12 protein-coding genes are annotated in these 14,326 nt (G+C 71.0%); 6 read left to right on the top strand and 6 right to left on the bottom strand.

The window, feature by feature from the left end; genetic code table 11:
* Positions 1–61: 61 nt before the first annotated feature.
* Positions 62–1,573: an alpha-N-arabinofuranosidase gene (locus ACIBK5_RS15500; protein ID WP_399019802.1), complete on the top strand. Its 1,512-nt coding sequence runs from the start codon at positions 62–64 to the stop codon at positions 1,571–1,573.
* Between the two features lie 16 nt (positions 1,574–1,589).
* On the opposite strand, the gene ACIBK5_RS15495 is transcribed toward ACIBK5_RS15500, so the two are convergent.
* Together ACIBK5_RS15495 and ACIBK5_RS15490 are read right to left on the bottom strand one after the other, a co-directional pair.
* Entirely contained in the window at positions 1,590–2,645 is a 1,056-nt protein-coding gene (locus tag ACIBK5_RS15495) for a hypothetical protein (protein WP_399019800.1), read from the bottom strand.
* A 130-nt stretch (positions 2,646–2,775) separates the two neighbouring features.
* On the bottom strand, positions 2,776–5,763 hold the full coding sequence (locus ACIBK5_RS15490) for a beta-galactosidase (RefSeq protein ID WP_399019798.1): 2,988 nt from the start codon (positions 5,761–5,763) through the stop codon (positions 2,776–2,778).
* A 127-nt stretch (positions 5,764–5,890) separates the two neighbouring features.
* Between ACIBK5_RS15490 and ACIBK5_RS15485 the strand changes: the two genes are divergently transcribed.
* The gene (locus ACIBK5_RS15485) at positions 5,891–6,349 is read left to right on the top strand and encodes an RrF2 family transcriptional regulator (RefSeq protein ID WP_399019796.1); all 459 of its coding nucleotides are present in this window, start codon (positions 5,891–5,893) and stop codon (positions 6,347–6,349) included.
* 329 nt (positions 6,350–6,678) lie between these two features.
* A complete protein-coding gene (locus tag ACIBK5_RS15480; RefSeq protein WP_391097314.1) occupies positions 6,679–7,341 on the top strand; it encodes a DUF4360 domain-containing protein in 663 nt (220 codons plus the stop codon).
* A gap of 70 nt (positions 7,342–7,411) precedes the next feature.
* On the opposite strand, the gene ACIBK5_RS15475 is transcribed toward ACIBK5_RS15480, so the two are convergent.
* The 4 genes from ACIBK5_RS15475 to ACIBK5_RS15460 all read right to left on the bottom strand — a co-directional run bounded on the left by ACIBK5_RS15475 (position 7,412) and on the right by ACIBK5_RS15460 (position 10,082).
* The gene (locus ACIBK5_RS15475; protein ID WP_399019794.1) at positions 7,412–7,930 is read right to left on the bottom strand and encodes an FG-GAP repeat domain-containing protein; all 519 of its coding nucleotides are present in this window, start codon (positions 7,928–7,930) and stop codon (positions 7,412–7,414) included.
* Positions 7,908–9,221 (bottom strand): replication-associated recombination protein A, encoded by a 1,314-nt coding sequence (locus ACIBK5_RS15470; RefSeq protein ID WP_399020022.1) that lies wholly within the window; start codon positions 9,219–9,221, stop codon positions 7,908–7,910. The genes ACIBK5_RS15475 and ACIBK5_RS15470 overlap by 23 nt, the downstream gene beginning before the upstream one ends.
* Before the next feature lie 100 nt (positions 9,222–9,321).
* Positions 9,322–9,690, bottom strand: coding sequence for an MmcQ/YjbR family DNA-binding protein (locus ACIBK5_RS15465; protein ID WP_399019792.1), 369 nt, complete (start codon positions 9,688–9,690; stop codon positions 9,322–9,324).
* Positions 9,687–10,082, bottom strand: a complete 396-nt coding sequence (locus tag ACIBK5_RS15460; protein WP_399019790.1) for an MmcQ/YjbR family DNA-binding protein — start codon at positions 10,080–10,082, stop codon at positions 9,687–9,689. Before ACIBK5_RS15460 ends, ACIBK5_RS15465 begins: the two co-directional genes overlap by 4 nt.
* A 129-nt stretch (positions 10,083–10,211) precedes the next feature.
* On the opposite strand from ACIBK5_RS15460, the gene ACIBK5_RS15455 reads away from it, so the two are divergent.
* The 3 genes from ACIBK5_RS15455 to ACIBK5_RS15445 all read left to right on the top strand — a co-directional run bounded on the left by ACIBK5_RS15455 (position 10,212) and on the right by ACIBK5_RS15445 (position 14,110).
* Positions 10,212–11,141 (top strand): helix-turn-helix domain-containing protein, encoded by a 930-nt coding sequence (locus ACIBK5_RS15455; RefSeq protein WP_399019788.1) that lies wholly within the window; start codon positions 10,212–10,214, stop codon positions 11,139–11,141.
* 451 nt (positions 11,142–11,592) lie between these two features.
* Positions 11,593–13,029: a carboxylesterase family protein gene (locus tag ACIBK5_RS15450; RefSeq protein ID WP_399019785.1), complete on the top strand. Its 1,437-nt coding sequence runs from the start codon at positions 11,593–11,595 to the stop codon at positions 13,027–13,029.
* A 58-nt stretch (positions 13,030–13,087) separates the two neighbouring features.
* Positions 13,088–14,110, top strand: coding sequence for an alcohol dehydrogenase catalytic domain-containing protein (locus ACIBK5_RS15445; protein ID WP_399019783.1), 1,023 nt, complete (start codon positions 13,088–13,090; stop codon positions 14,108–14,110).
* Positions 14,111–14,326 lie beyond the last annotated feature (216 nt).

Here is a 14,326-nt window from a genome sequence, read left to right as displayed (position 1 = left end):
GGGGAACTGCGCGACAAGCCACGAATCACCCGCAGACGAAACTGAACCTCGAAAGGCAAGCATGCACACCGCCCGCTTCACCCTCGACCCCGCATTCACAGTCGGCGAAGTAAACCCCCGCCTCTTCGGCAGCTTCGTCGAACACCTCGGCCGCTGCGTCTACACCGGCATCTTCGAACCCGACCACCCCACCGCGGACGCGGCAGGCCTCCGCCAGGACGTCCTGGACCTCGTCCGCGAACTCGGCGTCACCGCCATCCGCTACCCCGGCGGCAACTTCGTCTCCGGCTACAAGTGGGAGGACTCGGTCGGCCCGGCCGAAGACCGCCCCCGCCGCCTCGACCTCGCCTGGCGCTCCACCGAGACCAACCGCTTCGGCCTCGCCGAGTACATCGCCTTCCTGAAGAAGATCGGCCCCCAGGCCGAACCCATGATGGCCCTCAACCTCGGCACCCGGGGCGTCGCCGAGGCCCTCGAACTCCAGGAGTACGCCAACCACCCCTCCGGCACGGCCCTGTCCGACCTCCGTGCCGCGCACGGCGACAAGGACCCCTTCGGCATCAACCTCTGGTGCCTGGGCAACGAGATGGACGGCCCCTGGCAGACCGGCCACAAGACCGCCCAGGAGTACGGCCGGGTCGCCGCCGAGACGGCCCGCGCGATGCGCCAGATCGACCCGGGCGTCGAACTCGTCGCCTGCGGCTCCTCCAGCCAGTCCATGCCGACCTTCGCCGCCTGGGAGGCGACGGTCCTGGAGGAGACCTACGACCTCGTCGACCACATCTCCCTGCACGCCTACTACCAGCCCGAGAACGGCGACCTCGACTCCTTCCTGGCCTCCGCCGTCGACATGGAGTCCTTCATCGAGAACGTGGTCGCCACCGCCGACCACATCGGCGCGAAGCTGAAGTCGAAGAAGAAGATCAACCTCTCCTTCGACGAGTGGAACGTCTGGTACATCTCGGAGTGGCACGAGATCGAGAACTCCGGCGCGCGGGACTGGGCGGAGGCCCCCCGCCTCCTGGAGGACAACTACAGCGTCATGGACGCCGTCGTCTTCGGCTCGCTCCTGATCGCCCTGCTCCGGCACGCCGACCGCGTTACGGTCGCCTGCCTCGCCCAGCTGGTCAACGTGATCGCCCCGATCATGACCGAACCGGGCGGCCCGGCCTGGCGCCAGACGACGTTCTTCCCGTTCGCGCAGGCGAGCCGGTACGGCCGCGGCCAGGTCCTCGACGTACGCGTCGACTCACCGACGTACGAGACGAAGAAGTACGGCGAGGCCGATCTGCTGCACGCCACCGCCGTACGCGCCGAGGACGGCACGGTCACCGTGTTCGCCGTCAACCGCGGCCGCACCGAGGCGCTGCCGCTCGAGGTCGCCCTGAGCGGGCTCGGCCTGTCGTCGGTCGTCGAGCACAGCGCCCTCGCGGACGCCGACCCCGACGCCCGCAACACCCTCGACGCCCCCGAGCGGGTCACCCCGCACCCGGTCGAGGGCACCACCCTCCAGGACGGCACGCTGAGCACCGTCCTGGAGCCGCTGTCGTGGAACGTGATCCGGCTGGCGTGACCACCGGAGGGGCGGATCAGCGTTCGATCCGCAGCTGGGCGGCCGAGGACGCCGAGGTCGACGTCGTGCCGACCGCCCAGTAGCCGTCCGCTGAACCCGGCACCGAGGCAAGGGCGTTCATGACGACGGGGGTCGTGGCCACCGGCCCCCGCTCGCTCACCCAGGCCGTGCCGTCCCACCGCAGGTAGTGGGCCCGGGTCTGGTCCCAGAAGTCCCAGCCGGCGATCCGGTCCGGCTGTCCCTGGGCATCGGCGACGATCCCGTTGAGCATGCCGACGCCGAACGGCTTGGTGACGCTCTCCCAGGTGCTGCCGTCCCCGTGCAGGAGAAGCACACCCGGGGGTTTGCCGACCGGGCCGCCCACACCGTAGTCGTACCCGACGAGCCACAGGTCGTCGTCCGCCACCGGCAGCAGCCCCGTGACGCTCGCCCGGATGCCCTGGTAGGCGGGCAGCTCGCTCCAGGCGGAGCCGTTCCAGCGGGCGACGATCCCGACGCCGTACAACCAGACGTCACCGGCCGGGGTCAGCTGGACACCCGAAGGCGTGGCGGCGGTCGCGCCCGGGAGCGCGGGCAGCCAGGTCCAGGTGCCGCCGTCCCGGTGCAGGAGCAGTTGTCCGTCGGAGGTACGCCCGGAGAACCAGGCCCCACCGCCGGGGTCGACCGCGACGCCGGTGAGAGACGTGCCGGACTGCCCCCGCCCGGGGAAGTCGGTCTCCCGCCAGGTTCCTCCGTCCCAGGCGAGCAGGTGCGTGACCCCGGCCGTGTCGGTGCCGATCGCCCAAGCCGAGCCGGCGCCGGTACCGGCCACGGAATGCAGATAGCCGCGGAAGCCCAGGTGGCCGAGGCCGGTCCGCGCCCATGCCGTGCCGTCCCACACGAGGGCCAGCGGCGAGCCGAGTGTGCTGCCGCTGCGGCCCTCCTCGCCCACGGCCCACGCGAGGCCGGCCCCGGCGGCGGCGACGTCCCGCAACTGGGCGGCCGGTGTGCCCGCCGGTGCCGGCACGGCCTGCCACGCATGAGGTGCGCCGGTGCCCCGGGCGAGCGCGGCCGGAGCGAGTCCCAGACCCACCCCGGCACCGACTAATCCGCTGATGAAACGCCGTCTTCGCACGAGGTTCCCTCCCCTGTCCGCGGCTTGCGGAGCAACACGGTGGCCCAGCCCACCGGAGAAGGCAATGCGCGCGGACACCACGATCCGGTCACACCGGCTTGACCGGCACCCCTCCCGCCGCCGCGCCCAGCAGGGTCAGCCGCACGTCCTTCGGCCCGGCAGGTGTGGTGCCGTCCGACAGCACCGCAAGCGCCAGTGTGTTGGCCCCCCGTGTGCGGAGGATCCCGTTCGGCAGCACGAAGGTGTGCTGCGGCCCTACGTCGTTGATGTACTGGCCCATGTTCCAGCCGTTGAGGAAGATCTGGACGCGGTAGGCCCGGCCCGGGTCGTCGTCGAGGACGAGCCCGATCGAGGCGTCGACGTCCGGGTCGACGTCCAGCCGGAAGTCCGTCCGGTACCAGGTGACGCCCTGCCGCCGGTCGGCCCGGGGCAGCTCCACGTCCTTCCAGTCCCCGCCTTCGCGATCGTCGTGCTCGGGCAGATGCCAGCCCTCCCGCTCCCCGTGCAGCCCGCCGTTGTTCATCGGTCCGCGCACGGGATCGGGCGTGGACGCGCCCTGGATACGCCACTTCACCTCGGGGGAGGCGCCCTCGAAGGTGACGGCGGTCAGGCCGCGCGCCGCCTTGTGCGTGTCGAGCGCCTTGCCGTCCATGTCGTGCTGCATGGGCCGCACCAGCACGGACAGCACGTGCCGGTCACGCTTCCCGTCCCGGGCCGCACGGAGCCTCTCCCGCAGTTCCCCGGGCAGGGCGAAGGTGGCCTTCGCGGTCCACGTCCCCTGCCGGGCCCGGCTCCTGTCCGGTACGGGCATCCGGTGCGTGCCCAGCGGCTCGCCGTCCAGCCAGGCCATCAGCAGGCCCTGCGTGCCCGTGCTGTAGGCGAGGGAGACGGACTCGACGCCGTTCTCGTCGTTCCACTCGCCCCGGTACCAGACGTCGCCGTAGTGGAAGCCGTAGTCGTCGGCGAACAGAACGGGCTGCCCGTCGGGGACGGGCGTCGTGCTGAAGGACGTCGTCCTGTCGGCCGCCGTCCAGCCCGAGTCGTCGAAACCGGGCTCGGCCTCCGGGTTCTCGGTCCGCCGCCGCCAGTCGTCGAGCGCGGGCAGGGCCGGCCGGGTCACGCCGGGGAGCGGCCGCAGCGCCAGCAGGCTGCCGGAGGCGCTGATCCGGACGGGCACCGGGCGCCCGTTCCAGGTGACGTGGGTGATCCCGCGCGGCCCCCACACCTCGAGGCCGGTCGCGCCGGTGGTGTCGCCGGTGAGGTGGGCCGTGGAGCCGCGCAGGGTCGCCGACCGCAGCAGGGCGGGGCCGTAGACGAGGAGCGGGCCGGACGGCGTCTCGTACGGCCACAGCCGCAGGGCGGTCGCGTCGTCGGCGAACAGCACCAGCATCGGCGTGTCCACACCGTCGCCCTCGACCCGCACTCTGCTCAGCCCGCCGGCGCCGAGCGGAGCGGTGATGTTCAGCTTGTTGAGGTTCCAGGACCACGCGGGCTCCGCGTCCAGCCGCATCGGTGTCGGCTCGTCGGGGCACTCCAGCACGACCTGCGCGAGATCGCCCCGCCGCCCCGCGAACACGGCGATGTCCTGCCGCCCTGCCGTCAGGCTGAGCATCGGCTGCACGGTGGAGTGCACCAGCGTCCGCTTCCCGAGCCTCAGCTCGGCGGCGATCAGCTTGGCGTCCCGCGCGGGGACCATGACCGGCACGTCGATCCCGGCGTCCGGCAGCGTCACCGAGACCGCCTCGGCGGAGTCGTTGCGCAGGACGTAGAAGTGGGCGCCGGTGTCGGGGTTGGTCAGGTGGTAGACCTTGATCCGCTTGTCGGTGGCGCGCACGGCCTTCGCCCGGTTCAGCTTGGCGAGCTCGGGCAGATGGCGCACCGACTGCCCGATCTGGTGCATCGAGGCGAGCTTGGGAGTGGCGTTGCGGGCCTCGTCGATGGCCGCGCCGTAGTCGTACGACGTGTAGACGGCCGGTGCGGGCAGCCAGCCCCAGGAGGTGCCGCCGAACGTCATGTAGACGTTGTGCAGCGTGATGCCGTTGGCGAGGTTGGTCAGATAGAAGCGCCGCTCGTACGCCGCGTCCCGGGTCCGCCGAGCCTCGGCGTACCCCTTCCCGTCGAACCAGGACCCGCCCCACGGGTCGAACCAGCCCCCGCCGAACTCGGGCACGAACCCGGGCGTGCGAGGACTGGCGGTGGCCCCGCCCTTCACCCCTCCCGCCCCGAAGTGCCCCCAGTCGGGCGGCACTTCGTCCGGCTCCGGATATCCGTCGAACCCGTACAGCCAGCGGCCCTTCTCACCGCCGGTGCCGAACGACCCCGGGGACCAGTACCCGTTCCTCCCCTTGTCGTTGTGGAACAGCGGTACGTCGATGCCGTCGGCGCGGACCTTCTCGTACAGGTACGCCATGTAGGCGCGCCCGGCCGGGTCGTCGACGTGCGCGTCGTACTCGTTCTCGATCTGGTAGAGCAGGACCGTGCCCGTACCCCGGGTGAACAGGCGCTTCGCCACGACGGCGTTGACGGCGGTCAGCCACTCGTCGACGTACTTCAGATACGTCGGGTCGGAGGTCCGGGCCGTGCCCTCGGTGGCGGTCAGCCAGCCGGGGAAGCCGCCGGCGTCGACCTCCGCGTTGATGTACGGGCCGGGCCGCAGGATCACGTACAGGCCGGTCTCGGCGGCCATGCGCAGGAACAGGTCCAGATCGCGCACCCCGGTGAAGTCGTACCGGCCGGGAGCGGCGGAGTGGTAGTTCCAGGCGACGTACACGCTGACGGCGTTGTAGCCGTGGGCGCGCATCTTCTGCAGCACGTCCCGCCACAGGGACGGGCTCGGCAGCCGGAACGGGTGCATCTCGCCCGACCAGAGCACCAGGCGGCGGCCGTCGACCAGCAGCGAGTACCGGTCGAAGCCGATCCGGTGCCGCTTGCCGTCCGCGCTCGGCACCGGTGGCGGCGGGCCCGTGGGCGCGGTCCGTGCCGAATGGGCGGAGGTCGGCGACCCGCTGCCGGTCAGCGCGAAGCCGAGCGCCGCCGTGCCGGCGAGAGCGTGGAAGGTACGCCTGCTGAGCTCCAAGGGAGCGCCTCCTGATGTGCTGCCGTGCCGTGCGTGGTGCCTACGTGGTGGCTGGGTGGTGCCGAGTGTGTGGTGCCTGGGTGGTGCTGTGCGTCATTGTCCAGGGGCCGACCGCGACAATGGTCCTATGAGGATCTCGGCACGAGCGGACTACGCGGTACGAGCGGTCGTGGAGCTGGCCGTCCGGCAAGGGGAGGGCCCGGTCAAGGCGGAGGCCGTCGCCACCGCGCAGGACATCCCCCACAAGTTCCTCGAGGGCATTCTCGGCGATCTGCGGCGCGGCGGTGTCGTCGACAGCCGCCGGGGCGGGGGCGGCGGCTACCGGCTGGCCCGGGAGGCCTCGGAGATCACGGTCGCGGACGTGATCCGGGCGGTGGACGGGCCGATCGTCTCGGTGCGCGGCGAGCGGCCGACCGGCCTCGCCTACAGCGGCACCGCGGAGCCGCTGCTGCCGCTGTGGATCGCCCTGCGGGCCAATGTGCGCAGGATCCTGGAGGGCGTGACGGTCGCCGACCTCGCGGCCGGCGCGCTGCCCGAGCAGGTGGAGCGGCTGGCGGCGGAACCGGCGGCCTGGGAGAACCCCTGACGGGCCGCGTCCGCGGGTGCTCCGGTGGGCGAATCCCTGGGTGATCCTCATCGCGTCCTCGGGGAGTCTCCTGGGGCTGAGGCACTGGACACTGGCTAAGGCACCCTATGCGCCCTCCTGCGCCCGGTGCGAAATCCCGCCACTGTGAATGGCCGGAGTGCGCCCTGGCCGCCTTCTCCCGCCCTGCGTACGATGCGACCGCTCCCGACCTTCACAGCTCCTTCATGGGATGGTCACAGGCCGGGGGTGTGTGCGCGGTCTTCTGCTGTGATCTTGACATGCGCATGCTCATTTCATGATCCACCCCCCACGAACGGAATGGGAGAACCATGGCCGGTGGCCTGCTCCTGAGCGGCGCGGTAGCCGCGCTCCTCACCAGCGCACTCCCCGCAACATCCCCGTCCTCCGGGGCCTCCGGGTTCGACGACCCGCCCCCGGACAAGATCATCATCCAGGTCGCCACGGTGAACGGCTCCGGCTGTCCGCAGGGCACGGCGGCGGTCGCCGTCTCCGAGGACAACACCGCCTTCACGGTGACCTACAGCGACTACCTCGCCCAGGCGGGCGGGAACTCCGACCCGACCGCGTTCCGCAGGAACTGCCAGCTCAACCTGAAGGTCCACGTCCCCGGCGGCTTCACCTACGCCATCGCGAGCGCGGACTACCGAGGCTTCGCCGCCCTCCAGCGCGGCGCGAGCGCGACCCAGCGGGCCTCGTACTACTTCCAGGGCTCACCCAGCACGGTGTACAAGAACCACCCCTTCAGCGGCCCCCTCAACGACAACTGGCAGGCCACCGACGAGACGGACTGGGCCCAACTGGTCTACGCACCCTGCGGAGTCCAGCGCAACTTCAACATCAACACCGAGATCCGGGTCAACGCCGGCACCCAGTCGGCCGACAAGGTCAGCTTCATGACGATGGACTCGACGGACGGGGACATCAGCACGGTGTACCACCTGGCGTGGAAGGAGTGCCCGGCGAAGTCCTGACGGTGTGAACGGGACGGCCCACCGGCCCCCGCGTGACCGCGGGCCCGGTGGGCCGTCCCTGATGCCGCGTTCAGGAGATCGTCTTGATCGCCTGCCATCCTCCCGTGCCGACCACGACGGGCGGGCCGGCCGGCCCGCTCCTGCGGCCCGGCACGAATTCCAGGCCCGCCGCGCTGTTCGACGTCGTCGTCCACAGGTCGGGAACGCCGTCACCGGTGGAGTCGCCCGACGCCGTGAGCAGGGGGCGTGCGGTGGGGGTCCAGCCGGTGGCGTACGCCGTCCGGTTGGCGCCCGTGCCCAGCGAGGCCGGGTCGGTGCCGCCGTCCGGGATCCCGTCGGCGTCCGCGTCCCCGTTGCTACGGCCGTGGTAGAGCCAGACCTCCCCGGTGGTGCGGTTGCGGGCGACCAGATCCGTGAAGCCGTCGCCGTCGACGTCACCGGGCGAGGCGAGGCACTGGTGGAGTGTCGGTATTCGAGAGTTGCAGTATTCGCCCGCAAGGTGGCTGCTACGTACGGTGCTCGACGTCTGCCGTGTGCTGACTCTGTGCCCTCCCCACGTGTCCGCGTCAGCCGCGTTGCCGGCGGGCACGCAGATCGGCCCAGTGGCGCAGGCGTTCGCTGATCTGGGCTTCATGGCCGTTGTCGGTGGGCTGGTAGTACGTCTCGCGGTCCATGCCGTCGGGGAAGTAGTTGTCACCTGAGAAGCCGTCGGCTGTGTCCGGGTCGTACTGGTAGTCCTTGCCGTAGCCGAGGTTCTTCATCAAGCGGGTCGGGGCGTTGAGGATGTGGGCGGGCGGCATGAGTGAGCCGGTCTGCCGGGCGGATCGGTGTGCGGCGTTGAAGCCTCGGTAGACGGCGATGGACTTGGGTGCGGTGGCGAGGTATACGACGGCCTGGGCGATTGCCAACTCGCCCTCGGGGGAGCCGAGTCGCTCGTACACGTCCCAGGCAGCGAGGGCCTGCTGAACGGCGTGCGGGTCGGCCATGCCGATGTCCTCGTTCGCGAAGCGGACCAGACGCCGGGCCACGAACAGCGGGTCCTCGCCGCCGTCGAGCATGCGGGCGAGCCAGTACAGGGCCGCGTCCGGATCGGAGCCGCGCATCGACTTGTGCAGCGCGGAGATCAGGTTGTAGTGGCCCTCCTGCGCCTTGTCGTACAGCGGGGCACGTTGCTGGATGTGGTGGGCGAGCCCGGCGGTGTCCAGGGGAGTCCCGGTGTCCGGGAGGGCCTGGAGCTGTTCGGCCATGTTGAGGAGGTAGCGGCCGTCGCCGTCGGCCATGGCGATCAGGGCGCGACGGGCGTCGTCGTCCAGGGGCAGACGGTGGCCGGTGAGTTGTTCGGCGCGGGCGAGGAGCGTGGACAGGGCGGTTTCGTCGAGGCGTTTGAGGACGAGGACCTGCGTGCGGGAGAGGAGGGCTCCGTTGAGTTCGAAGCTCGGGTTCTCCGTGGTGGCGCCGATCAGGGTGACGGTGCCGTCCTCGACGTAGGGCAGGAAGCTGTCCTGCTGGGCACGGTTGAAGCGGTGGATCTCGTCGACGAACAGCAGGGTGCCCTGGCCGATGGTGCGCCGGCTGCGGGCGGCGGCGAAGACCTTGCGCAGGTCGGCCACGCCGGAGAAGGTGGCCGACACCGGTTCGAAGGCCAGGTCGGCGGCGTCCGCGAGGAGCCGGGCGATGGTGGTCTTCCCGACGCCGGGCGGGCCCCACAGGACGGCGGAGCTGAGGCGCTGCTGGGCGACCATGCGGCCCAGCGGGGCGTCCGGGGCCAGGAGCTGGTCCTGCCCGACGACCTCGTCCAGCCGGGTGGGGCGCAGGCGGTCGGCGAGGGGCCGGGCGGGCTCCTCGCCGAAGAGCGGCAGGGGCGCTTCGGTCGGTTCCATCGGACTCTCGGGTCGCAGGCGGACGGGTGCGGACATGACGAGCCTTCCACGGGACACTGACAGGCGGCGGCTCAGCCGAGCGTGGGGAAGTTCGCGGAACTCATCGGGCGCTGGGGCGGTCGCGCCGCGGCAGCCGCTCGACGGCCAGGTCGTAGGAGTCCTCGACCACGTCGGTGACCAGCCGCTCGGTGATGCCGGGTCCAGGAGCGAGGGAGATCCAGTGCCGTTTGTCGAGGTAGCGGCCCGGCGTGATCGAGGCGTGGTCGTGCACGTACGTGCGGGCGTGTTCGGGTTCGCACTTGACCGTGATGATCTGCTCGTCCGGGTCGTCGGTGACGATCAGGAACACCTTGCCCGCGACCTTGTACACGTCGAGTCCGGGGGTGAAGGGGTATCCGTGACTGACATCAGGGAGGGCGAGGGCCGCCCGGCGGGCGGCGTCCTGGAGCCGGTCGCCGGCCGCGCTCATCGGGCGGGCCGCGTTCCGGTGCCGTAGGTGTGCGGGTCGACGGGCCGCTCGGCCTTGGGCAGATGGGCGACGACGAGCCGGTAGGAGTCGGTGACGAGTTCCTCGACCAGCTTCTTGTCGACGCTTTCCCCGCTCTCCAGGGTGATCCAGTGCTTTTTGTTCATGTGGTAGCCGGGGGCGATGTGGCTGTACTGCTCCCGGAGGGCGTGGGCCTCGTCGGGGTCCGCCTTGAGGATCACGACGGGACGCCCGGGGACCTCGGTCATCAGCATGAACACCTTGCCGCGCACCTTGTAGACCTCCCAGTCGGGGCCGAAGGGGTGCTCCAGCTGGGCTCCGGGGAGTTCCTCCGCGCAGTCGGCGGCGGTCTTGTGCAGGGTCGGTCCGTTCATGGGTGGTGAGCCTTCTCGTGAGGTGGCGGACTGTGGCATCGAAGGAGGCGGAGGGCGTGCCGCGCGGGCGCGGTGACGGGTCCCATCCTTCCGTCGAAGCCAACTGCGAAGGGGGTAGGCTGCGGACACGTGATGGTCGACAAGCGACACTCCGAGCCGAGCGGGCAGGCCGGATCGGCTGTGGTTCCGCTGTACGGTTTCGAGCCCCCGGTCGGTACTCCCTACGGCCTCGAGGTGAATACCGTCGAGGATTTCTTCGCCCAGCACGACGACTGGCCGTGGAACCCGCCCCGTCCGGGCCGTGCCACCTTCCACTACCTCATCGCGGTCACCGAGGGTGAGCTGCGGCACGACGTCGACCACGTCACCCGGACCGTCGCCCCCGGCCAGTGGCTGTGGGTGCGTCCCGGGCACGCGCAGTGCTGGCATCCGCCCGGCGCGGCCCGCGGCACCTTCATCCTGTTCGAACCGGACGTGCTGCGGCCCGACCTCGCCCGTCTCCTAGCCCCGCTCACCGCGCACGAGGCCCCGGCGGTGCTGAGCCCGCACCCCGACGACATCGCCTGGCTCCAGCAGACGGCGCTCCAGCTGCTGGACGAACACCGCGCACTGGGGCGCCGCCCCCTCGACGTCCACCACGCCTTGCGCCGCAGCCTGCTCGAATCGCTGCTGCTGCGCCTGGCCAACTCCCCGGGCATCGCCCCCGTCGCCACGGCCGGCACGGGCCGCGCAGACAGGTACGGACGCTTCCTCGACGCCCTGGAGCTGAACTTCCGCGAGCTACATCAGGCCGCGGACTACGCCGAGCTGCTCGGCTGCTCGGTCCGCACCCTCAGCCGTACCGCCCGGGACGCCACCGGCAAGGGAGTACGCGAAATCATCGACGAGCGGCGCCTCCTGGAAGCCCGGCGCCTGCTGGGAAGTGCCCGGTGGGACGCCCGGGCCGTGGCGGTCCATCTCGGCTTCACCGATCCCGCGAACTTCGGCCGCTTCTTCCGCGACCGCACCGGCCTCACCCCCGCCGCCTTCGCGGCCAGCGAGGCCCCGACCCACCCGTGAGCGGAGCGCGGCGGCTGGCGCACCTCTGACCACCCACGGACCGACCACCTTGCCGGGGCCCGGCTCGCGGTGGGTGGCGAACACCGGGTTGCGCACCACCTTCTAACTTTCAGCCCGGCTGGCAGAGCCCGACTTTTCAACCGTTTGCCGTATCGCTGAGGCCCGGCCTCGACGGCAGCTCACCAGTGCCCCCGCTCCATGCCGTGCCTGCCCGGCCGACTCCCCAAGCTCCTCCGGCCCGCCGATGGCAGACCCAGTCCACTCGACCTCCCCTCGGCTGCCTGGGCCACAAGAGAAAGACAGGCAAGGAAGTGTCACCTGCTGACCACCAGGTGACCGCTGCACACCAGGCGTTGTGTCGGATGCAGGGAAACGATGGGAGAGGTCACCGCGAGCGACCAGCTGCCGACTCACCGCGCGAAACATCCGAATCGCGCTGGAAGGACATGTCATGACCGCCTCCGCTCCCAAGGCTCCGACTGCACCAGGGGTGCGGTCCTGGTGGGGGATCCCGTACGCCACCGCTGAGCGGTACCGCCGTCCCGTGGTCGCGGACTTCAACCCGAACCTTCCCTACGACCGCAAGGGCGTCGTCTCGATCCAGCCCGACAGCGGCGACTGGCTCGAAGCGGACAGCGGGATGGGCGAGGACTGCCTCAACCTGAACGTGTGGGCCCCCGAGCAGCAGGCCGACAAAGCGCTGCCGGTGACCGTGTACATCCACGGCGGCGGATTCGAGTACGGCGCGAACACCCAGACCACCTCCAACGTCGCCGGTCTCGCCGCGACGGGGCGCGTGGTGGGCGTGTCCATCAACTACCGGCTCGGCGCCCTGGGCACGCTCTCGCTCTCGCAATACGGCGGGAAGCTCGCCGAGGCCAGCAACCTCTTCCTCCAGGACATCATCGCCGCGCTCACCTGGATCCAGCGAAACATCGCCCACTTCGGCGGCGCCCCCGACAACGTCACCGTGTACGGTCACAGCGGCGGCGCCTACTCCACCTTCGGACTGCTCGGCGCCTCCTCCGCCGACGGCCTGTACCGGCGCCTGGCCGGGTTCTCCGGCGGGCCGGCCCGCTCCGTCCCGGCCTGGTGGGCCGAGGAACTCGCCCACCGGTTCGTCACCGAACTCGGTGTCGCGAACAACCCCGAGAAGCTGCTCGACCTCGACCCGTTCTCCCTGCGGGACGCCCTGCGCAAGGTCCTCCCGACGGACCTCGGAGTCCGCGGCGGGGTGGACAACAAGGCCACCGGCGTCGTCCTGGACATCGGGCAGCCCGGCGCGGTGGTGCACGCCCACCCCATGGACGTCCTCGCCTCGGGCGCGCACCGCGACGTCGACGTGCTGCTGAGCATGGCCAGCGACGACATGGGCTGGTGGGTGGCGAACGACCTCGACCGCTTCGACCCGGGCACCGTCGACCGCGTCGTCGACGAGGTCGCGGGGTGGCGTATTGCCCGCTCCCGCGCGCAGAAGATCGTCGACGTCTACGACCAGGGCGGCCGTACCCCGGCCGAGGTCCGCGCAGCGGTCATGGCGGACTACCTCTTCGCGCTCCCCGCCGCCCGCGGGGCCCTGGCCCACGCCGCCGCCGGCGGCAACGCCCACCTCCTTGTGATCGGCCCCGCCGAGGGTGCGCCCGCTGTGCACGGCACCGAGATGTACGCCCTGGTCGGCCAGGAAAAGCCGGGCCGCAGCGCGGAGCAGGCCGAGCGCGACAGGCGTATCCGCGACATCGTGCTCGACTTCGCCACCGGCGAGCACGCCCGTCTGTGGCCCGCCCTCACGGACCAGCCGACCTCGGAAACCGTCGGCAACTCTCCCTTCGAGGGCACGGCCCACTACCAGCAGGTCCTCAACCTGTGGGAAGGCATCGCCCGCCCCTGACGGCCTGCGGGCGATACGCAACAGCGCAGGGGATGACGACAGGAGTGAGGTACTCGGTATGAGCCAATCGACAGCAGCCGGCGACGCCGCCCCCGCGACGATGCGGGCCGTCGTCGTCACCCGGCCCGGCGGCCTGGACGCCCTTCAGATCAAGGATGTTCCGGTGCCCGTCCGCAAGCCCGGCTGGGTGCGGATCCAGGTGAAGGCGTTCGGCGTCAACGAGTCCGAGGTCACCACTCGCAAGGGAGAGTCGGACGCGGAGGTCACCTACCCGCGCGTCCCCGGCATCGAGGGCGTCGGCCTCGTCGACGAGGCCGACGAGGACAGCGGGCTGCGGCCGGGACAGCAGGTCGCCACGATGATGGGCAACATGGGCCGCTCGTACGACGGCGCGTACGCCCAGTACGTGACAGTCCCCGCCGGGCAGGTCATCCCGTTCGAGACCGGCCTGCCGTGGGAGGTGGTCGGTGCGTTGCCGGAGATGTTCCAGACCGCCTACGGATCGCTGACCACGGGGCTGGACCTCAAGGCCGGGCAGACGCTGCTGATCCGCGGCGGCACCTCCACGGTCGGGCTGAGCGCGGCCACGATCGCGAAGGACCTCGGAGCCACCGTGCTGTCCACCACCCGCAGCGACGCGAGGGCCGGGGAACTGCGGGCGGCGGGCGTCGATCATCCCCTCGTCGACAACGGAACCCTCGCCGACCAGGTGCGCGAGCTGATCCCGGACGGTGCCGACGCCGCACTGGAACTGGTCGGCTGCTCGGTCCTCGCCGACACCCTGCGCACCGTCCGCCGGCACGGCACGGTCTGCTTCACCGGAGCCCTGGCGGGCCAGTGGACAATCCCCGACTTCTCCCCGTTCATGATCCCGGGCGGGGTACGGCTGACCAGCTACGCGGGCGAGGCCGCCGACCTCCCGGCCGACGTCCTCGCCCACCAGCTCCAGGCCATCGCCGAAGGGCGCCTCAACGTCCCCGTCGCGAAGGTCTACCACGGCCTGGAACAGATCCGTGACGCCCAGGCCGACCTCGAGTCCGGCACCACGCCGGGCAAGCACGTCGTCGTCCTGGACGACTGAGAACGGATCGCGGACGCGACAAGGTCATCGCACACAGCAAGTCGATCGGCTCGACCCCGCACATCGTGCGCAGTGAGTACCTCACCCCGACAGTGAGCGCCGCCGCTCCCCGCCGTTTCCGAAGGAGAGAACAGATGACGGACCGGACAGCACCAGAGCCCTTTGGTGCCTTGACCACCCGGCCTCCGTTGGACCCTGAGCTCGCGCCTGTTGAGG

Source organism: Streptomyces sp. NPDC050546 (genome assembly GCF_044457425.1).
Classification (GTDB): domain Bacteria; phylum Actinomycetota; class Actinomycetes; order Streptomycetales; family Streptomycetaceae; genus Streptomyces.
This window is presented reverse-complemented; position numbering and strand designations above follow the sequence as displayed.

Bases quoted from the DNA above. Each gene is read 5' to 3' on its own strand.
- ACIBK5_RS15500 (WP_399019802.1), top strand. From the start codon at position 62: ATGCACACCGCCCGCTTCACCCTCGACCCCGCATTCACAGTCGGCGAA.
- ACIBK5_RS15485 (WP_399019796.1), top strand. From the start codon at position 5,891: ATGAGGATCTCGGCACGAGCGGACTACGCGGTACGAGCGGTCGTGGAG.
- ACIBK5_RS15480 (WP_391097314.1), top strand. From the start codon at position 6,679: ATGGCCGGTGGCCTGCTCCTGAGCGGCGCGGTAGCCGCGCTCCTCACC.
- ACIBK5_RS15470 (WP_399020022.1), bottom strand. From the start codon at position 9,221: ATGGAACCGACCGAAGCGCCCCTGCCGCTCTTCGGCGAGGAGCCCGCC.
- ACIBK5_RS15465 (WP_399019792.1), bottom strand. From the start codon at position 9,690: ATGAGCGCGGCCGGCGACCGGCTCCAGGACGCCGCCCGCCGGGCGGCC.
- ACIBK5_RS15460 (WP_399019790.1), bottom strand. From the start codon at position 10,082: ATGAACGGACCGACCCTGCACAAGACCGCCGCCGACTGCGCGGAGGAA.
- ACIBK5_RS15450 (WP_399019785.1), top strand. From the start codon at position 11,593: ATGACCGCCTCCGCTCCCAAGGCTCCGACTGCACCAGGGGTGCGGTCC.
- ACIBK5_RS15445 (WP_399019783.1), top strand. From the start codon at position 13,088: ATGAGCCAATCGACAGCAGCCGGCGACGCCGCCCCCGCGACGATGCGG.